Raw genomic sequence first — 19,211 nt, forward strand, 5'->3', positions numbered from 1 at the left:
AGAATGACGGAGAAGGTATCAAGTAAAACGATTACACAGGAATGGCTGAAATCCTTGCCGGGTCTGTCGATGTATTCAGGTACACAACTATTTAAGATACTGGGACCACTGGTTATAGGGGTAGAAATAATTAAGATCCCCGCCAGGGGACGTTATGCACCCTATTTTGTTTTTATTCCGCTGGTCGATTTAAAGGAGGATGGAAAAGCAGGGAGTACACAAATAGTCATACAGGCAAGAGATACGGATAACATGCAGTTATTTATATCTGAAGAACAGTATGATGTTATACCGCCGGCAGCAATTGATTGTGTACTTACGCAATTCAGCATTGCTTTGGATCAGGATATAACACAGCAGGCGCTTTACAGGATGGTTGATAATTTTACGGGATGGATCGAAGTGAAAGCGCGAATCAGATATATAATGGATTTCCACCTGATAAAATTACATGTTGCACTTTATCTCGATGACGAAGTACAGATACAGGAAAGCCTGAGAAGCATYCGGGAAGTAACTGCAGTTGTTCCTGCCAATACGCTGGCTGCCTGGTTTGGTGACTTCGCTGCCTGGGAGCAACGGTTGAATACAATGGTAACAAACCGCGCGGCCTACCTGGAGCAGATAACGGAAAAGATAAAAAAGGATAAAAAGTTGTCGAAGCTTCCGAGGAATGATATTTATCGTTGATGATCCAGACTGGTGTAATAAAAGAAGAGCGCTGCAGGGATGCAGCGCTCTTCTTTTATTTGTAATAGCCACTACTTAATCTTACAAAAGTCCCTGCACTGTCAGATCAAGTAGTGGCTATTACATTTAAATTTTTTTGATTATTCACTAATATTAAGCCATACGGTTTTGTGCTGCATATAGCTTTCGAATGCTTCAATGCCTTGTTCCCGCCCGTATCCTGATTGCTTATAGCCACCGAAGGGTGCATTAGGACTGTAATAGTGCCATGTGTTTAACCATACTGTACCCGCCTCAATTAATTCGGCTGCTCTCATTGCTTTTGCAACATCTGACGTTTGTACACCAGAGGCCAAACCGTAAGGGGTATCATTGGCCAAATAAATGGCTTCATCAAAATCTTTGAAAGGAATTACAGGAACAACAGGGCCAAATATTTCTTCTTTTGCAATACGCATGTTATTACTTGCATTGATAAAAATGGTTGGCTGCATATAATATCCTTTGCCATTTATTTTAAAAGCATTACCTCCGCTGGCAAGTGTTGCTCCTTCTTTTTTCCCAATCTCAATATATTCGATTGATTTATCTAAAGCTTCTTTGCTTGACATTGGGCCCATCTGTGTTGCAGCATCAAAAGGGTCACCTACTATTATGCGCCCGGCAGCGGAAACGAATTTTTTCACAAAGGCGTCATAAATTTTTTGCTCCACTAAAATTCTTGACCCCGCTACACATACTTCACCTTTGTTCCAGAAAATTCCCATCACTGCAGTTTGAACTGCTTTATCCAAATCTGCATCCGCAAAAATGATGTTGGGCGACTTACCGCCAAGCTCCACAGTAATATGCTTTAATGTATCAGCACCGTCTTTTATAATCTTTTTACCAGTTTCAGTAGAACCTGTTATAGCAACTTTATCAATATCAGGATGTGAAGTAATGGCGTTTCCAATTACTCCTCCCGGACCAGTAACTAAATTAAATACACCTTTAGGTACGCCAGCTTCTTCCATTATTTCCGCCAATTTTATTGCGGAAAGCGGAGAAGATGAAGCGGGTTTGTGAATGATACAGTTTCCTGCTGCCAGAGCAGGTGCAAATTTACTCACAGAAAGTATCATGGGGAAATTGAAAGGCGTGATGGCCGCAACTACACCCAATGGTTCCCGAATGGTATAAGCCATAATTTTTTCCTGATGGGTCCATCCTTCAACCTGTCTTACATGTCCTTCAATCTTTGTGCTCCAGCCAGCATAATACCGAAACATATTCGCAATATGTGGCACATCAATGTTTAATGCATCAGTATAAAGCTTACCCATATCTATTGCTTCTCTGTATGCAAGATCTTCTGCATGTTCTTCTATCAGATCGGCAATTTTGTTTAAGAGTTTTGCCCTGTCACTTCCTTTAAAGTTTTTCCAGGTATTTTTAAAAGCATATTTAGCTGCCTTTGCTGCTTCATCGACATCTTCTACGGTTCCTTTTGCAATTTCAGTAATGGCTACTTCTGTGGCTGGATTATAGGTGATATAAGTTTCACCACCAGTTGCATTCCGCCAAATGCCATTAATGAAAAGCTTGCCTGGTTTAATTGAATTTTTTAAACTACTCATTATATTACGCTTTAATTTTTTTGACGCTTAATTTCATTTTTCGTGAGATTAATACCCATTATCATTTTCACCGCTGCTGGGTTTTCGTTTTCCTGATTTGGGGGATTTCCTGAAGTCTGGGTGCAAAAAGGTTGTATAATGGTGTTATACTGACAGTTGTTTCCTTTTGAATTCCCAACGCTGTACAAGCAGGGATCAATTGTTCCTGGATGTATTGCTCGAACCCTTCCTTCGTATCCCATAGTTCCACTACACGAATTCCATTTTCCATAGGAGCTGCAATGTGAAGGTAAATGCCAGCTGCAGGATTTCGTTCAACATCCATGCGTGCAACGATTGAGTTGTATTCTTCAGCAACGAGCCCCTGGATTTCCAGAACAGCGACATACCCTGCATTTTGTGGTTTTGCAGGACTTAACGGATCAAATACTTCTTGTGCCATTTTTTTGTTTTTAAAACGTATTAGAATTTTTTAACGAGATAAACACCTATTATCATTAGTGTTAAACCAATTGTTCTTTGCCAGTTTAATGTGTGCGGTGTAGTATTGAGTAAACCGAAATGATCTATCATGATAGCTGCAATTATCTGCCCCAGTAGCACTAATATGGTCAAGTTGCCAATACCTAGTTTGGGTGCGCAAATAACAATAAGTAAAACGTAAGTGCCGCCCAAAATTCCACCTGCATAACTCCACCATGGTGTATCCAAAAATTGCTTCGACGAAGGAAGAGAAAAACGGGATGTACCAATATAAATCAGTAAGCCAATAACGGCTACTATAAACACAGTAAGTGCGGCAAAATAAGGGCTTTGCAAAGTTTTGCCTAACTGTGTATTCGTGGCACTTTGAAAGGGTATCATTATTCCTGCTGATATGGCAAGAAGGATATATAAATTAGAACTATTCATTTTCATTTACGTATTGGTTCCTGAAGAAAAATAAACTAAATCCGGCTCTATTAATGGAAATTACATCCTGATATATGCATTTCTATTTTTGACTATTCTAAAATTATAAGCCAACCCAAATGTTATGATATTATCATCCTGCTTTATTCTCTTAACCACTACATTTTCGTGTGTATAAGTAAATGAAGAGTTGAATAATAAACTTTTCCAAACCGGAAAGTCAGCACCAATATCTATTTGTGTCCGAAAATTGCTATCATCATTAAAAGCAGGTTGCCAAAAAGCATCATAATAAAAACGGATATGCTTATCCAATAAATACTTCCAACCACCTGCATATAAAGTTCCTCGCCAAATATTTATTTTATTGGCACCATCGTATGCTGAATAATTATAGTTATCAGCATTGAATTTTGTTGATTCATACACTATGGATACCGACATTTTTAAAACAGCATTAATGCCATTAATAGCTTGCCATGTGGCACCTGAACCTACAAAATACCTCGTATCAATTTTTCTCCTGTAATTAGTAGAAATGTATGCAATTGCAAAGGGATAGATCTTGTTATTGGGTTTGTAATACAAATAGTTTCTGCTGAAAATATCCTTGTCTACAGCTACTGAATTATAGACTTGATATAAACTGCTATTCTGCGATTTGAATACCCAATTTTTCGCCAGTGAAAAACTAAGATCTATCTTACCCTTAATGTTCAACACTTCCACATTTCCACTCTGGTAATTGCCAGCGAGACTTGCCCGTAATTGAAATTTGGAGGTATCACTTTCATTGACCTGGGCTTTGGTGATAAATGCCTGAAGAAGCATTGACATTATTAAACTAACCTTTATCACTTTATTTTTAATTTCTATTACAGGTTTATCCTGGATAGAACTGAGGGGATAATTTTTGTAGGTCAATATATCATCTATGCTGATAACCATGCTTGTTTATGATGAGCGGCGAAACTGTTGAAACTAATTGGTTCCTGACCCGTAATATCTTTTATATTTGATGCGCTGAATATTACATCTCCACTATTGGTAATATGGTTCAGGCTCATTGTCATATCAATAATAAACTGAGGAAAACCAGCAGCTTTCATAGCTTCAATCGCAGCTTCATCTGTCACATTTACATAGTTTATAGCCTTGCCAATAGTTGTACCAATGATATCTAAAGCCTGAGGGTAGGTTAAATTTTCGCTACCCGCAACAACTACAGATTGGCTGCTGTATTTCTTTGGGGATTGCAGAATCGCGGCATTTACTGCCGCAATATCTCTTACATCTACCATGTTAAACAGGGCATCTCTTTTTAAAGGTTGATAAACAGTACCGTTCTTAATATCACTCATTAAGAAGTTTAAGAAATTTTGCATAAAGAAAGTTGGCTGCGTCATGGTATAATCTATGCCACTATCTTTTATGTATTTATCAATTGTACCTTGAATTTTAGGTACCATAGATGTCGCGTTTTCGTTAGCACCTGCACCACTGCTTCGTACAATATGTTTTACCCCCGCTATTTTGGCGGAATCAACAGCCGTTTTATTCCAAACTACCATTTTTTCATGCATCGGATACAGTAAAAACAAGGTGTCAATACCTCTAAAGGCATTTACCAACACATCTGCATTGTTAAAATCTATTAAAACACTATTTACATTTTCGATTGTTTTGTTTTGAGCGGTCACTCCTGCTACAAAATCAGCATTTTTAGATGTCAGACTTTTTATAATTTCGCTGCCGATATTTCCGGTAGCTCCGGTTACTAGTATTTTATTTGCCATGATGCTGTTAATTTTGTATTTTAAAAACTTTATTATTCACCCAATGCAGCAATTACCAGTTTAGCAGTTTCGGCACCACTAAAATTTTGTTGTCCTGTAATTAGATTACCATCGCGAATGGCAAAGCTTTTCCACAATCCAGCCTGGATGTAGTTGGCACCCAGCGCTTTCATCTCGTCTTCAATGCGCCAGGGCATAACATGTTTGTCTCTTGACAATATATTCATGTTCCACACTGCCTCATCCGCAAAATCTTCTTCTATATTGGCAAATCCTGTCACAGTTTTTCCTTTTGCTAAATAATCGCCGCCGGTGAGCCTGGCATATTTTAAAATAGCTACACCATGACAGAGTGCTGCTGCAATTTTTCCTGCCTCGTAAAACTCAACGAATTTTTTGTGCAAATCTGTTTCTTTTTCAAAACTGAACATAGGAGATTGCCCTCCTGTTATTATAATTGCATCATAATCGCTTACCCTGATTTCGGATACTTTTTTAGTATTGTCAATCAATGATTTTAAAGAAGAAGTATTGATAAATCCCTGACTGATTAAATCGGTGGAGGAATATCCACTCGCATCATTAGGATCGCTCAGCGAATCGGCTATGCAACTACCTCCATTTGGGCTAAAGATTTCTACCTGGTAACCCTTTTCTGTAAACTCGTAAAATGGATGAGAAAGTTCTGACCACCAAAAACCAACTGGCCATTGGGTAGTAGTAGAAATTGTTGGATTGGCTATAACAATGGCCACTTTTTTTAACTTTTGTGAATTAACGGAATTGAGATTTTTGATCGACATCTTTTTTATTTTTTGTTTGATAAGTTATTTGAATGATACGCAAAGGTGTGGAGTATATACTATTGAAAGGCCGTAGTACTTTTTAGTGTGATACTAACTTTAAGGGAAGTATTAGGTGTTGGAGCATAATATTAAGTGTTATATTGCGACTCACAATCCATTTAACAATGCCTGACTTTACTTTTGAGCAAAAAGTGTATTACAATCCATTGGAATTTGCCCTGCATTTTATTGGAGGAACATGGAAAATGCCGATTCTTTGGCGACTTAATCAAGCCACTATGCGATATGGTGAGCTTAAGAAAACACTGCCCCATATCAGCCACAAAATGTTGTCGTCTCAACTACGTGAGTTGGAAAGTAATGAATTAATTATTCGGAATGTTTATGCGGCGGCGCCTCCAAAGGTTGAATACAGTATCTCAGAAAAGGGGAAACAAACTATTCCGGTAATACAGGCGATTAGTGAATATGGTCATGCCATGATGAAAGAGAAAGGAATTGCAGTGCACTAAAGGGAACAAAGCAGGAAAGGCGTGTCTGTAATTGTAGCAACCCAATTAGGATCTCGATCTTGATAGGATATTTTAGCTGTTCCATGGGTCAATGAAAGCGGGTATATTATTTTGTCATTCGGGAGTGTTAAAATAACTGTGTAAAGGCCAAAGATAATATGTAGAGGCTGCTGAGGTAGTTCATAGCAGTCTCTAATTAAAATCTTACCTTTAAACTAATCAGTTATCTTATAGACAAGCTACAGCAGGCCATTCAAGAAGAACTCGCCCACCGTTTAAAAAGCGGTAAAATCAAATCCAGTAAATATCTCTCCGATCTTTTCCATGAAATGTACCGCATGGGTATCCAGGAGATGCTCAAAGCAGAGATGGACGAACACCTGGGTTATGAAAAACATGCTCCGGAGGGTGTAGAACACACCAATAGCCGCAATGGTTACGGCAAGAAAAAAGTCAAGTCCAATCTGGGTGAAACCCCATTAGAAGTTCCAAGAGACAGAGATGGTAGCTTTGAGCCTCAGTTGGTACCCAAGCGAAGTCGGGTAATGGCTGAAATAGAAGACAACGTCTTGAGTTTATATACTCACGGCATGACTGTTCGTGATATCGAAAGTCACGTTCGGGAGCTGTATGGAGTAGAAAAGAGCAAGCCTTACAGTCTTAACTGTAAGGCTTGCTCTTTTCTATCGGGATGACTAGATTAAAGTCTGCAAACTGAATTGCAATGGACTATCTCCTGTCCTTATTTCCTATGTAAAACCATAATTACTTCTATTGCATAGCCTTGCTCTCCTGGGATCTCCGCAGTTGCTTTCAAGCCCAAATCGAATTCCTTTTTGGGAAACGCTGAATAACAGTTGTTGGAAAATTTATACTGCGCAGTTATATTATTACCGAAACTTCCAGTTACTGCACTGTTGGCGATGATAGTGCTATCAGTAATATTATATAATTCTATAGTGGTTTTCTGTCCACCATAAGGGGCAGCCATCAGAACGATGGAATCCACACCAGGATAATTGTTAATATTAAAGCGAGGAAGAGCCAGATTTATCCATGTATTGGAATTTACATCATATGTTCCGACTCCACCCAGTTTAAAAAGGATTTGCTTATCAGATAAGGCATTACTACCATTACAAGTGTATTGCGAGTTATCAACTTCAATGGAATCTAATATATTATTGTTGTTTTTATCGATTCCGCTTTGAATCAGTAGCCCCCCAGCAGAACATTGCACACCAGGTTCAAGCTGTTTGAGATTTATCAGACTTTTACTGCCTGCCGGGCCTGCTGGACCATCATCTTTTTTACAGGAAAAAGTTAATAGAGCACAGACAGCAATTATTGCATACCGATAAGTGGAGTTGGAAAGGTTCATAGCTACTGTGGATTAAGGATAAAATAATATAATAAAAAAGCCTGAGATTCTCAGGCTTCTTTGTCGGGACGACTAGATTCGAACTAGCGACCTCTTGCACCCCATGCAAGCGCGCTACCGGGCTGCGCTACGTCCCGTTTTACCGGTATTCCCCCGTTGGACGGGGATGCAAAAGTAGCCAATTATTTTATTTTTCAAAATATTAAGTATACTTTTTTATAAAATATTTCAAATATAAACTGTTGGCCTTATCTATCGACCCCAGGGTACTTCAAAGGACATTAAGAAGGTGATGAAGTATTAGCCTCGATGCTTGATTTAGACACTTGGCAATTTTGGGAATAAATTTAATAAAAATAATGTTTTCATTTTGTGGTAGTTGATGTACCTGGCGATAACTTGATCACCATCAGTATTTTATCAACGCCTATATTTGCAGCCATAATATCTGTGCTATTAATTTAGTTAACCAAAGCCATAATAACGTAATTACATGAAGTATTATTTATCCCTTATGCTGCTGTTGTCAGCAGCGATCTTCCAAGTACAGGCTCAGAATACAAACGCTGTCGGTAACACAGGAAATGTTGGTATTGGTACCACCACGCCAACAGATTTACTGCAGGTGAATGGTGGTAATATAAGAGTGTCAAATCCTGCCGGCTATCCGTTTGGTGTCGCAGTCGATGTTAATTATACCTCCGCCACCTGGGCAAGAGAATTTGGTTTTGCTTATGGCAGCACCGGAAAGCTGGCAGCATTTGGTGTATACGCAAATAGCGGAACAATGAATTACGCCTATATCGGAGGTAGCGCTGCTACTACTGCTCACCTCACACCCTGGATGGTTTTCAAACCTAATGGCTATATTGGTATCGGCACGGTTGATCCTTTTACCACTTTTTCGGTGAACGGAGCAGTAAGCATATATTCAGCCGTGGCCTCTACGGCTCCAAGGCCACCAGTGTCCAATGGTACTATTACGGGAGAAATAAGGGGTACTAATAAGGATTGGTATGGAGCCGATGACGGATTTTTGAGGATAAGCGCCGGAGGTGGTTCAAATTCTAATACTAAATCCTTTATTGATTTGTCTGGATATACCTCCAACCAACTGGAACGTTATGAGAACATTATACTAGGCACAGCAGGATTGGAAAGAATGAAGATTGCCTATAATGGAAACATTGGTATCGGCACCAGTAATCCCACCGCTAAACTGGCAGTAAATGGTGATATTAAAGCCACACGCGTAAAAGTGACCACTAATGCAGCCGATTGGCCGGACTACGTATTCAGCACATCTTATCAATTGCCTGGACTGTTGCAACTCGAAGAATACATCCGGAAACATCAGCATTTACCTGGTGTGCCTTCTGCAGAAGAAGTGAAGAAAGAGGGGAGTGCAGACCTGGGAAGCATGAATGAAATACTACTCCGCAAGGTAGAGGAGTTAACCCTTTATATGATTGAGCTGAAGAAAGAAAATACAGCCCTCAAAGGCCGCATCGAAAGCCTCGAGACTAAACGATAAATATAAGTAAGCAGCCCTGAACATAGCCGTTTCAGGGCTGCTTTATACGGTAATTTATTATCCCCGTTTCCCGCCGCGGCTTATCAAAAATATAATCAGGCCCACTACCACTGCTACGGCGAGTATCCCCGTCCATACGCCAGCTTTGAATATTCCGCCTATCACCTCGCAACTGCTGAGGAAGAGTACCAGGCATGACAGCAACCAATAAGTGAGGTGTTTCATATCGTTCAGTTTTAATGATATATACACCAAAACACATCCTGTACCAAAATATATTTGCAGGTGTCAAAATAATTCACAAGCTTTAGATTATCAACCAGGACATGTATGAATACAGGGAAAGCCTACAAATCAGGCCTGCGCGTGGTGGCTTCCCATTCCTCACTTTGGGGACTCTTTCTACAAGGTGACCGCCACGCTTTCGCCGAAATATATGATGCGCACATCGATGACCTCTTTCACTACGGTATGCACTTTTGCCAGGAAAAAGAAAGGGTAAAGGACTGTTTGCAAGACCTGTTCCAGGACCTCTGGATCAGCAGGGCGCACCTGTCTGCCGATATTCAGAATGTACGCTATTACCTGATCAGCAGCCTGAGAAGGCGTCTGCTCCGGGCACTCCGTAAAGACCGCCGCTATCAGCACCGCGAGTCCTGGGAAGCCTTTGAATTTGAATATACCCTCCCCCTCGAAAATCAACTCATTCAGGAGGAAACCCTCGAAGCCCAGAAACGCCTCCTGCAGGAAGGTCTGGCTACGCTCACCCGCCGCCAGCGGGAAGCCATCTATCTCCGCTTCTTCCAGAACCTCAACTACGAGGAAGTAGCAGATATTATGTCTATGCAGGTAGATTCTGTCTATAATACCATCTCCAAAGCAATCGGCATCCTCAAGAAAAACATTTCTCTGCCGCTTCTGTTGCTGCTTTTAAGCAAATAAAAAAATAGTTTGAAAAAAGTGATGAGATTTCTTTCATGGAGGTCTCTTTAAGAAAAAGCATGTTCTCTTGGCAGCCAGCAACTATTTATCATACACGGCCAGGGAGTTTGCAATGGATGAGGATTTCCAGGAATGGGTATTGCACCCGGAGCTAAGAAATGTGTTTTGGGAAACGTGGCTCACGCAAAACCCTGACAAGGAGCCCATCATCAGCAACGCCCGGCAATTGGTGCATAGTATCAGATTCCGCTCATACACCCTCTCCGCTACGGACAGGGAACAGCTGTGGGATGGGATATGGAATGGGCTCGCAGAAGAGGAAGAAACAACAAACGATATAGCCCGCATACCCTGGTGGAAAAACACCTGGAAATATGCAGCGGCGGTGTTACTGGGGATACTGCTAACAGGCGCCTGGTGGAAATGGCAGTCAACCAGCCATCAACCAGCTATCGTCAGCATACATACCCGGCTGGGCGAAACCAAAAATCTGTTACTGCCTGACTCTTCAGAAGTAACGCTCAACGCCGACTCACGACTGCTTTATGCAGTAAACGGAGACGGGAAACGCGAAGTATGGCTCGATGGAGAAGCCTTCTTTCATGTAAAACATACCGCTTCCCATCAGAAATTTATCGTTCATACCTACGATAATCTCAATGTGGAAGTACTGGGCACACAGTTTAATGTGAACAGTTCCGGGAAAGAAATTATAGTAGTGCTGCAACAGGGCAGTATACTGCTCAATATAGGCGAACCCGTTAAGGGAAAAACCGCTGAACTATACCTGCATCCGGGTGAAATGGTTCGATACAATAAACAGGACGGCGATTATACAAAGAAAAGTGTAGATGCAGACCATTATACCTCCTGGCACACAGGACGACTGGTAATGGACGATTTTACACTGACAGATGCTGCCGCCTTCATGCAACAGGTGTTTGGTAAAACACTGATTGTTCGCGACACACAATTATTACGATATAAGGTATCAGGGTCAATGCCTATCATTTACAACCCCGATACCATGATGACTCAGCTGGGAAAGGTTTTCCGTATGCAATTCAACCAAAGAGGCGATGAAGTCTGGATCCATAAACAATAAAGATCGCCGCTCATTATTATAAGTAGTCTATTCCTTAATCGTTAAAACCTGTTCAAGATGAAAAAAGGTTTACGTGTTTTGCTAATGCAAACATTAGCCCTGTATTTCCTATCCCAAACGGTGTCGGCACAGAACCTCGCTGCCACCAATAATCCGCAGATTCCCCCTGAAACCGGTAACAGTGAGGAGCTGCAACCCGATGAATCTTCACTGAAAACAGTGCTGCACCTCATCGAAGACCGCTTCAGCGTTTCTATTGCCTACAAAAGCAACCTGGTGAAAAATAAAAAGGTACAACTGTCTGTTGCTACCTGTCAGTCACCCGAAGAAGCATTGGGCAAAGCCCTCTTGCCCTTCAACCTCCACTACGAAAAAGTGAGAGAACACTTTTATATGGTCACCGAAAAAGCACCGGCGCCGGTGCCTGTCGAATCAGGTGTTCTTCAGCAACAACACCCCGTGAAAGGGGTGGTGAAAGATGATAAAGGTAACCCGTTCCCAGGTGTAACAGTTCGCATTACCGGAACAAACATCGGTACGGTGACCAGCCCCGAAGGTACCTATTCCATCTCCGCTCCAGGCAAAAGTAATGATGAACTGGAAGTCAGTTACATCGGTTACGAAACACAGCGTGTAGCCATTAGCGGTAGACAACTCATCAATATCACTTTAAAAGAAGGCGCCAGCGCCCTCAACGAAATTGTGGTAACAGGATATACCACCCAGAAAAAGAAAGATCTTACCGGCTCCGTAGCAGTGGTAAACATCGATAACTTAATTAAGCAACCTTCTGCCCAGGTAACAGAACAGTTACAGGGACAGGCTTCCGGCGTAACCGTGATAGGCTCCGGTCAACCGGGACAAGCACCACAAATCCGTATCCGTGGGGTAAATACCTTTGGTTCCAACTCCCCGCTGTATGTAGTGGATGGAGTGCCTACCACCGATATCGCCGACCTCAATCCAAATGATGTGGCCAGCCTGCAGGTATTGAAAGATGCCGGCGCTTCTTCTATTTACGGTGCCCGTGCTTCCAATGGTGTAATTATCATTACCACCCGCCGTGGTTCCGGTAAGGTAAAAGTAAGCTACGACGGCTACTATGGCCGCCAGCAGCCGAAGAAAGGTAATGTATGGAATACACTCAATCCGCAGGAACAGGCAGACCTCAGATGGCTGGCATACAAAAACTCCGGTATCGATCCCGGCACAGAGCAATACGGTAACGGCGCCACGCCCCGCATTCCTGATTATATTCTGCCTTCAGGTGCTATGGAAGGTGATCCTCGGGTAGATCCTTCCAAATATTATCTGAATCCGAATTATACCGACCTGACAGATTATGGTAACTTCTACCAGATCTCCAGGGCAAATAAAGCGGGTACCGACTGGTATCATGAAGTATTCCGTCCTGCCCCGATTACCAGCCACAATGTGGCCGTGAGCGGTGGCGGTGATAAAGGTAATTATCTCTTCTCCCTGAATTATTTTAATCAGCAGGGAACGTTGATGAATACCTACCTGAGAAGGTATACTATCCGCTCCAATACCCAATACAATATCACAGATCATATCAGGGTAGGAGAGAACCTCGCATTTTCCATGTCTGAAAATCCTACTGTTGAAATCAATACTTCTGATGCAGCTATTGGTCATGCAATGCGGGAGCAAAGCATTATACCGGTGTACGACATTAAAGGCAACTTCGCCGGTTCCGCCGGAGATGCGCTGGGCGATGCTTTTAACCCGGTGGCGATGCAGTATCGTACCCGTAACAATAAAGCCTTTAACAGCCGCTTGTTTGGTAATGTGTATGGAGAAGTAGACTTCCTGAAATACCTGACCTTCCGTACCAGCTTCGGTGGTGAAATATCTTCCGGATGGTCGCACAGTTTTACCTTCCCGCAGTATGAAAATAAGGAGAACTCCACCAGCAACTCCTATACAGAAGGATCTACTAACGCTCATGCATGGACATGGACGAATACCCTGACCTATCACCAGACATTCAACCAGGTACATGACCTGAAAATAATTGCGGGCACGGAAGCATTTGACAGCCGTAACAGAAGCGTGGGCGGTACTACAAAAGATTATTTCACTTTTGATGCCTACTTCCCCGATCTGACTACTGGTACCGGCGTACAAACCAACTATAGCACCCGCGAATCGGAAAGCCTGTATTCTATACTGGGTCGCATTGATTACTCTTTTAAAGACAGATACCTGCTGAGTGCTACTATCCGTCGGGATGGTTCGTCTAAATTTATAAATAACCGTTTCGGTACCTTCCCTGCTATTACTGCCGGCTGGCGCATTTCGCAGGAAGAATTTATGAAGAAGGTGAGCTGGATCTCTGATCTGAAGCTCCGTGGCGGCTGGGGTATAATGGGTAACCAGCTAAACCTCGGTGTCAACAACGGTTACTTCCTGTATGGTGGTAAACGCAGTTCTACCTACTATGACCTGGCCGGTGTGAATAATGGTCTCACCGCAGGTTTTGCCAGTTTCCAGATCGGTAACCCCGATGCAAAATGGGAAAGTGATGTTAATGCCAACATCGGTATTGATGCCAGCCTGTTTAATGGTGAACTGGATTTTTCCGCCGACTATTACCGTAAGGATATCAGGGACCTCCTGTACAATCCGGAACTACCCGGTCTTGCAGGTACATCGGCACAGCCTTACGTGAATATTGCACAAATGAAGAATGAGGGTTTCGACTTCTCTATTGGCTGGCATAAAAATATCACTAAAGAACTGCAAATAAACCTGACTGGTACACTGACTACTTACAAAAACAAGATCGTTAAAATTGCAGATGGAGTAGAATATTTTGATAGTGATGGCCGTCGTTTTGATGGTAGTAATATTATCCGCAATGCGGTAGGTCAACCGGTATCTTCTTTCTTCGGTTATAAAGTGATTGGTTTCTGGAATGACGCCGCCGAAATTGCAGAAGCAGATAAACAGGCGCAGAAAGCTACCAGCACACCGGATGCTACTTACCAGGAAGGCGAAGGACTGGGACGTTTCCGCTACCAGGATGTAAACGGTGATGGTATCATTACACCGGATGACCGTACTTTCCTCGGCAATCCTAACCCGGATTTCTCTTATGGATTGAATATCGGTGTGAGTTACAAAGGTTTTGATTTCAGTTTGTTCCTCTTCGGTACCCATGGTAATCAGATCTGGAACAACATACGCTGGTGGCGCGATTTCTACCCTTCTTTTGAAAGTGCCAAGAGCAAAACCGCGCTGTATGATTCCTGGAGACCAGATCATAAAAACGCTAAAGCGCCTATACAGGAAGTGGCCGGATCTACCAGCACACAGGGAGTACCTAACTCTTATATGGTGGAAAATGGTTCCTATCTCCGTGCTAAGAATCTGCAGCTGGGATATACTTTCCCGGCAGGTTCACTTAGCCGTTTACGCATAGAAAAATTGCGTGTTTACGTGCAGGCAGCCAACTTGTTTACCATCACTAAATACTCCGGTTTGGATCCCGAAATTGGGGGTTCAGATATTACCGATTTCGGCGTAGATGAAGGCGCTTATCCTAATCAACGCCAGTTCCTGATTGGTATTAACCTGGGTTTTTAACAATTGCTCATTTAAAAAAGTATGATCATGAAATCATTTTATCATATACTACTGAGTGTGGCTTTTGCAACTCCCCTGATGTCTGGTTGTAGTAAGAGTTTCCTCGAACGTACCCCGCAGTCTTCCCTGGAAGAATCATCCCTTACCAATAAAAAAGGTGTCAATGCCCTGCTGATCGGCGCTTATGGTGCATTGGACGGACAGGATTTCAAGGACGGTGACCTGACCAATCTCTCCGGAGGCAGTGGTTATGCGGTATCTCCTGATAACTGGATCTATGGCAGCGTATGCGGTGGTGATGCCCACAAAGGGAGCGATCCCGGTGATGCATCCGCTATCCTGCAGATAGCTACTTTTGTTGGTAACGCTACCAACGGTTTCTTCAACGAGAAATGGAGGGTAGATTATGAAGGTGTGCGCCGTTGTAATTTCGTATTGCACCTGTTAAAGAACGTCACTGACATGACAGAAGCTGAAAAGAAAGAAGCGGCAGGAGAAGCGCGTTTTCTTCGCGGACATTTCTATTCAGATCTGAAAAAGATGTTTGATCATGTATCCTGGGTAGACGAGAATTCGGAGAGTTATTCCAAACTGAATGTAGATGATTATAAAGTACCCAATGATAAGGATATCTGGCCAATGATTGAAGCTGACTTCAAATACGCAGCCGATAACCTGAATGAGATACAGGATGTGATAGGCCGCGCCAATAGCTGGGCAGCCAAAGCTTACCTGGCCAAAACATATCTCTATGAGAAGAAGTATGTGGAAGCGATGCCCATTTTTGAAGATGTGATTGCCAACGGACAAACAGCCAAAGGTGTTCATTTTGAACTGGTACAGAAGTTCCATGATAACTTCGATGCTTTTACAGAAAATAACAGCGAAGCCGTTTTTTCTATTCAATACAGCGCAAATGATGGCTCCGGTGGTACTGGTAATGCTAACCAGGGAGAGATGCTGAATTACCCGTATAATGGCCCCTTCAGCTGCTGTGGTTTCTATCAGCCTACACAGGACCTGGTGAATTCTTTCCGTACCGATGCCAACGGGCTGCCATATATCGATGATTTCAACAGCCACCCTGTTGAAAATGATATGGGCATTGCCAGTGATGACGCCTTTACACCGGATGCAGGCAACCTGGATCCTCGTCTCGACTGGACCGTGGGCCGTCGTGGTATTCCTTTCCTTGACTGGGGTAATCACCCGGGCAACAACTGGATTCGTGACCAGCACTCTGCCGGCCCTTATTCCGCTGTGAAAAATGTATACATGCAGGCCACACAGGATAAATTTTATGATGGTAATGGCTGGGCACCCGGAAATGCTATCAACTATGTACTGATCCGTTTCTCTGATGTACTCCTGATGGCGGCTGAATGCCAGGCGCAGGTAGGAGATCTGAATATTGCGCAGCAACATGTAAATACAGTGCGTGCACGCGCTGCCAATCCGGTGAGCTGGGTAAAAACTTACATCGATCCGGAACATCCATTGGCTGGGTACACCAATACCCCTGCGGCTAATTACAAAATCAGCACGTATACAACCGGTACCTTTACCGCAAAAGGCAAAGCATGGGCTACGAAAGCCATTCAGTTTGAGCGTAAGCTGGAACTGGCAATGGAAGGACATCGTTACTTTGACCTGGTACGCTGGGGCATTGCCCAAACAGAGCTGAACCGCTACTTCAGCTACGAGAAAACAATTACTACCGATATTGCCACCGGTAACTTTGGCGCCAAAAATGTCAGATACCCGATTCCACAACGCCAGATAGATCTGAGCGTGAAGAACGGCGCCGCTGTGCTTATCCAGAATACGGGCTACTAATCATACACATCTAATGAAGAGGGAAAGGCAGTTGCCTTTCCCTCTTTTATCCATCCTCATTACAAAAATATTAATTACATGAAACACGGCTATTACCTGTCGCTGTTAATGAGCCTTGCTTTGCCCGTACGCGCCCAGCAATGGATTACTGCCAGGCAGCCATTGGAAGGGAAATGGCAGATACAGTCTGCTGCTAAAGTAAAGGAAGAAGGGAAAGAGATTACAGCAATGAACTTCTCCGCAGAGCAATGGTACCCCGCCAAAGTGCCTGGAACAGTAATGGCGTCCCTCGTGGAAGATGGCGTTTACAAGGATATCTTCTTCCATAACAATATGGAACATATTGCCACCGATCCCTTTAAAGATCCCTGGTGGCACCGCACTACTTTTGAATTACCCGCCATGGCCCCCGGACAGGTGGTACAGCTCCTCTTCAATGGCATCAACTACCGCGCATCGATCTGGCTGAATGGCAAGCAGGTGGCCACAGATACGGTAAGAGGTGGTTTCCGCAGATTCAAATTTGATGTGAGCCAACTGGTACATGCCGGCACCAACGTACTGGCGATAAAGGTGACGGCGCCGGCGCCCGGTGAGCCTACACTCGGATTCGTAGACTGGAATCCCGCACCTCCTGATAAAAATATGGGCATCTGGCGTGATGTACAACTGCTGCTAAGTGGCCCCGTCACCATATCACAACCATTTGTACAAACAACGGTGGATACGGTGGCTTTTAAACGTGCATCCGTTACCGTGAGTGCAGTGCTCAGCAATGAAAGTAATACGCCGGTTACAGGTACGCTGGAAGGACATATCGGGGACGATATCCACTTTTCCCAACAAATTACCTTAACCCCCAACAGCCACCAGCAACTTACCTTCACACCTCTGCAATACCCGGCGCTGATTATCCGGAATCCCCGCTTGTGGTGGACCCGTGACCTGGGTAAACCGGAATTGTACCAGTTGTCGCTGCAGTTTAAAACAGGTAATACGATAACGGATACACGAAAAACAAGATTCGGCATCCGGCAGGTATCTGACTATATCAACGCCGACGGACATCGGGGCTATATCCTCAATGGCCGCAAATTGCTGATCCGCGGCGGCGGATGGACAGATCCCATGCTGCTCAACGCCACCGCCGATTATGAACGCGCCGGTATCGACTATGCCGTTCATATGAATCTCAATACCATCCGCATGGAAGGCTTCTGGGGCAACAATGAGCACCTCTACGATCTGTGTGACGAAAAAGGCATCCTCATCATGGTAGGATGGAGCGCCCACTGGGAATGGGATAACTACATGGGCACAAAAGCAGACGACTTTGGCGGCATCATTACACCGGAACAACAATTTATTGCAGCACAATCCTGGAAAGACCAGATCATCTGGTTGCGCAACCATCCTTCCATATTCGTTTGGGTATATGGCAGCGATAAACTCCCGCGCCCTGCGCTGGAACAGCAATACCTGGATATACTGCGGCAATACGATCCATCCCGTCCTTCACTGAGCTCCGCCCACGATAATACCAGCACACTCACCGGACCCGCTGCCGTAAAAATGCGCGGCCCCTACGATTATGTGCCACCGGACTATTGGTACATCGATGATAAAAATGGCGGCGCCTTCGGCTTTAATACAGAAACAGGTCCTGGTCCACAGGTGCCCATGCTGGAAAGTCTGCAGAAAATGATCCCGGCAGACTCCCTATGGCCTATTTCCAGCGCCTGGATGTATCATGCGGCAAGAGGGGAGTTTCATAACCTCGACTACTACAACAATGCCATGGAAAAACGTTTAGGCAAAGCCGTTAGCCTGGAGGATTACCTGCGCAAAGCACAATACCTCAACTATGAAGGTATGCGCGCCATGCTGGAAGCATTTACGGCCAACCGTCCTGCCGCTACCGGCATTATCCAATGGATGTACAACTCTTCCTGGCCTAAGCTCTGGTGGCAGTTATACGACTACTACCTGCTGCCTACTGCCGCCTTTTACGGCGCCCGTAAAGCAGGAGAGCCCCTGCATATTTCCTGGAACTATGGTCGCCGCGGAGTAGATGTAATCAACAATACTGGTCATACCACCGGTCAGCTGAAAGCCAGTATTCATGTGCTGGATGCAGCACTGCAAACTATTTATAAAACAGATACGCTGGTCACCGGCCTGCTGCCGCAAAATGCTATTCACCTGCCCGCATTACCGGTATCGCCGGCCACGGGTACCTGGTACCTGGATCTGCAACTGCAAGACAAGGATAAAACGGTGAGCCGTAACTTTTATGTGCTATCATCCCGGCAGGACCTGCTGGATACCGCCAAAACAAACTGGTATGTTACGCCGCAAACAGCGTTTGCAGATCTCACTTCCCTGCAGCAACTACCTGCTGTAAAACTGGATATGCAATCGAAACTGCTACCCAAAAGAGATACAACTTTTGCCAGCGTAGTACTGAAA

Annotated in this window: 17 protein-coding genes and 1 tRNA gene; 9 read left to right on the forward strand and 9 right to left on the reverse strand. The window is 43.7% G+C overall.

What is annotated here, in order from left to right:
• Positions 1–3: 3 nt before the first annotated feature.
• Complete coding sequence (locus tag AC1DP6_RS14045) at positions 4–690, forward strand: hypothetical protein (protein ID WP_477055395.1); 687 nt, start codon at positions 4–6, stop codon at positions 688–690.
• A 140-nt stretch (positions 691–830) separates the two neighbouring features.
• Here AC1DP6_RS14045 and AC1DP6_RS14050 read toward each other — a convergent pair whose 3' ends face one another.
• The 6 genes from AC1DP6_RS14050 to AC1DP6_RS14075 all read right to left on the reverse strand — a co-directional run bounded on the left by AC1DP6_RS14050 (position 831) and on the right by AC1DP6_RS14075 (position 5,820).
• On the reverse strand, positions 831–2,309 hold the full coding sequence (locus AC1DP6_RS14050) for an aldehyde dehydrogenase family protein (RefSeq protein WP_477055396.1): 1,479 nt from the start codon (positions 2,307–2,309) through the stop codon (positions 831–833).
• 67 nt (positions 2,310–2,376) lie between these two features.
• Complete coding sequence (locus AC1DP6_RS14055) at positions 2,377–2,751, reverse strand: hypothetical protein (protein ID WP_133806661.1); 375 nt, start codon at positions 2,749–2,751, stop codon at positions 2,377–2,379.
• 20 nt (positions 2,752–2,771) lie between these two features.
• A complete protein-coding gene (locus AC1DP6_RS14060) occupies positions 2,772–3,221 on the reverse strand; it encodes a DMT family transporter (protein WP_477055397.1) in 450 nt (149 codons plus the stop codon).
• 60 nt (positions 3,222–3,281) lie between these two features.
• Positions 3,282–4,169 carry a DUF481 domain-containing protein gene (locus AC1DP6_RS14065; RefSeq protein WP_477055398.1) on the reverse strand — a complete coding sequence of 296 codons (888 nt, stop codon included), beginning with the start codon at positions 4,167–4,169 and terminating at the stop codon, positions 3,282–3,284.
• A complete protein-coding gene (locus tag AC1DP6_RS14070; RefSeq protein WP_477055399.1) occupies positions 4,154–5,017 on the reverse strand; it encodes an SDR family oxidoreductase in 864 nt (287 codons plus the stop codon). Before AC1DP6_RS14070 ends, AC1DP6_RS14065 begins: the two co-directional genes overlap by 16 nt.
• A 32-nt stretch (positions 5,018–5,049) precedes the next feature.
• Positions 5,050–5,820 (reverse strand): type 1 glutamine amidotransferase domain-containing protein, encoded by a 771-nt coding sequence (locus AC1DP6_RS14075; RefSeq protein WP_477055400.1) that lies wholly within the window; start codon positions 5,818–5,820, stop codon positions 5,050–5,052.
• Between the two features lie 167 nt (positions 5,821–5,987).
• Between AC1DP6_RS14075 and AC1DP6_RS14080 the strand changes: the two genes are divergently transcribed.
• Both AC1DP6_RS14080 and AC1DP6_RS14085 read left to right on the forward strand, forming a co-directional pair.
• Entirely contained in the window at positions 5,988–6,335 is a 348-nt protein-coding gene (locus tag AC1DP6_RS14080; protein ID WP_477055401.1) for a winged helix-turn-helix transcriptional regulator, read from the forward strand.
• A 251-nt stretch (positions 6,336–6,586) separates the two neighbouring features.
• The gene (locus AC1DP6_RS14085) at positions 6,587–7,030 is read left to right on the forward strand and encodes a transposase (RefSeq protein WP_477055409.1); all 444 of its coding nucleotides are present in this window, start codon (positions 6,587–6,589) and stop codon (positions 7,028–7,030) included.
• Positions 7,031–7,077: 47 nt separating this feature from the next.
• Here AC1DP6_RS14085 and AC1DP6_RS14090 read toward each other — a convergent pair whose 3' ends face one another.
• Both AC1DP6_RS14090 and AC1DP6_RS14095 read right to left on the reverse strand, forming a co-directional pair.
• Positions 7,078–7,716 carry a DUF7151 family protein gene (locus AC1DP6_RS14090; RefSeq protein WP_477055402.1) on the reverse strand — a complete coding sequence of 213 codons (639 nt, stop codon included), beginning with the start codon at positions 7,714–7,716 and terminating at the stop codon, positions 7,078–7,080.
• 63 nt (positions 7,717–7,779) lie between these two features.
• Positions 7,780–7,853: transfer RNA gene (locus AC1DP6_RS14095), tRNA-Pro, on the reverse strand.
• A 356-nt stretch (positions 7,854–8,209) separates the two neighbouring features.
• Between AC1DP6_RS14095 and AC1DP6_RS14100 the strand changes: the two genes are divergently transcribed.
• Positions 8,210–9,250, forward strand: a complete 1,041-nt coding sequence (locus tag AC1DP6_RS14100) for a hypothetical protein (RefSeq protein WP_477055403.1) — start codon at positions 8,210–8,212, stop codon at positions 9,248–9,250.
• A gap of 57 nt (positions 9,251–9,307) precedes the next feature.
• Here the strand turns inward: AC1DP6_RS14100 and AC1DP6_RS14105 are convergent, their stop codons facing one another.
• On the reverse strand, positions 9,308–9,475 hold the full coding sequence (locus AC1DP6_RS14105) for a phosphatidate cytidylyltransferase (protein ID WP_477022204.1): 168 nt from the start codon (positions 9,473–9,475) through the stop codon (positions 9,308–9,310).
• Positions 9,476–9,580: 105 nt separating this feature from the next.
• On the opposite strand from AC1DP6_RS14105, the gene AC1DP6_RS14110 reads away from it, so the two are divergent.
• The 5 genes from AC1DP6_RS14110 to AC1DP6_RS14130 form a co-directional block, all read left to right on the forward strand.
• Positions 9,581–10,192: an RNA polymerase sigma factor gene (locus tag AC1DP6_RS14110; RefSeq protein WP_477055404.1), complete on the forward strand. Its 612-nt coding sequence runs from the start codon at positions 9,581–9,583 to the stop codon at positions 10,190–10,192.
• 67 nt (positions 10,193–10,259) lie between these two features.
• Positions 10,260–11,297 (forward strand): FecR family protein, encoded by a 1,038-nt coding sequence (locus AC1DP6_RS14115; RefSeq protein ID WP_477055405.1) that lies wholly within the window; start codon positions 10,260–10,262, stop codon positions 11,295–11,297.
• A 57-nt stretch (positions 11,298–11,354) separates the two neighbouring features.
• Positions 11,355–14,906 (forward strand): SusC/RagA family TonB-linked outer membrane protein, encoded by a 3,552-nt coding sequence (locus AC1DP6_RS14120; RefSeq protein WP_477055406.1) that lies wholly within the window; start codon positions 11,355–11,357, stop codon positions 14,904–14,906.
• A gap of 27 nt (positions 14,907–14,933) precedes the next feature.
• Entirely contained in the window at positions 14,934–16,742 is a 1,809-nt protein-coding gene (locus AC1DP6_RS14125; RefSeq protein ID WP_477055407.1) for a RagB/SusD family nutrient uptake outer membrane protein, read from the forward strand.
• 78 nt (positions 16,743–16,820) lie between these two features.
• Positions 16,821–19,211: glycoside hydrolase family 2 protein (locus AC1DP6_RS14130; protein WP_477055408.1), on the forward strand; the 2,391-nt coding region annotated here is incomplete at its 3' end.

It is taken from the genome of Chitinophaga sp. 01L420, from assembly GCF_056399985.1.

What these genes read in the sequence shown, in the direction of transcription:
- AC1DP6_RS14050 (WP_477055396.1), bottom strand. Translation starts at nt 2,309, where the DNA reads ATGAGTAGTTTAAAAAATTCAATTAAACCAGGCAAGCTTTTCATTAAT.
- AC1DP6_RS14055 (WP_133806661.1), bottom strand. Translation starts at nt 2,751, where the DNA reads ATGGCACAAGAAGTATTTGATCCGTTAAGTCCTGCAAAACCACAAAAT.
- AC1DP6_RS14060 (WP_477055397.1), bottom strand. Translation starts at nt 3,221, where the DNA reads ATGAATAGTTCTAATTTATATATCCTTCTTGCCATATCAGCAGGAATA.
- AC1DP6_RS14065 (WP_477055398.1), bottom strand. Translation starts at nt 4,169, where the DNA reads ATGGTTATCAGCATAGATGATATATTGACCTACAAAAATTATCCCCTC.
- AC1DP6_RS14070 (WP_477055399.1), bottom strand. Translation starts at nt 5,017, where the DNA reads ATGGCAAATAAAATACTAGTAACCGGAGCTACCGGAAATATCGGCAGC.
- AC1DP6_RS14075 (WP_477055400.1), bottom strand. Translation starts at nt 5,820, where the DNA reads ATGTCGATCAAAAATCTCAATTCCGTTAATTCACAAAAGTTAAAAAAA.
- AC1DP6_RS14080 (WP_477055401.1), top strand. Translation starts at nt 5,988, where the DNA reads ATGCCTGACTTTACTTTTGAGCAAAAAGTGTATTACAATCCATTGGAA.
- AC1DP6_RS14090 (WP_477055402.1), bottom strand. Translation starts at nt 7,716, where the DNA reads ATGAACCTTTCCAACTCCACTTATCGGTATGCAATAATTGCTGTCTGT.
- AC1DP6_RS14100 (WP_477055403.1), top strand. Translation starts at nt 8,210, where the DNA reads ATGAAGTATTATTTATCCCTTATGCTGCTGTTGTCAGCAGCGATCTTC.
- AC1DP6_RS14105 (WP_477022204.1), bottom strand. Translation starts at nt 9,475, where the DNA reads ATGAAACACCTCACTTATTGGTTGCTGTCATGCCTGGTACTCTTCCTC.
- AC1DP6_RS14110 (WP_477055404.1), top strand. Translation starts at nt 9,581, where the DNA reads ATGAATACAGGGAAAGCCTACAAATCAGGCCTGCGCGTGGTGGCTTCC.
- AC1DP6_RS14120 (WP_477055406.1), top strand. Translation starts at nt 11,355, where the DNA reads ATGAAAAAAGGTTTACGTGTTTTGCTAATGCAAACATTAGCCCTGTAT.
- AC1DP6_RS14125 (WP_477055407.1), top strand. Translation starts at nt 14,934, where the DNA reads ATGAAATCATTTTATCATATACTACTGAGTGTGGCTTTTGCAACTCCC.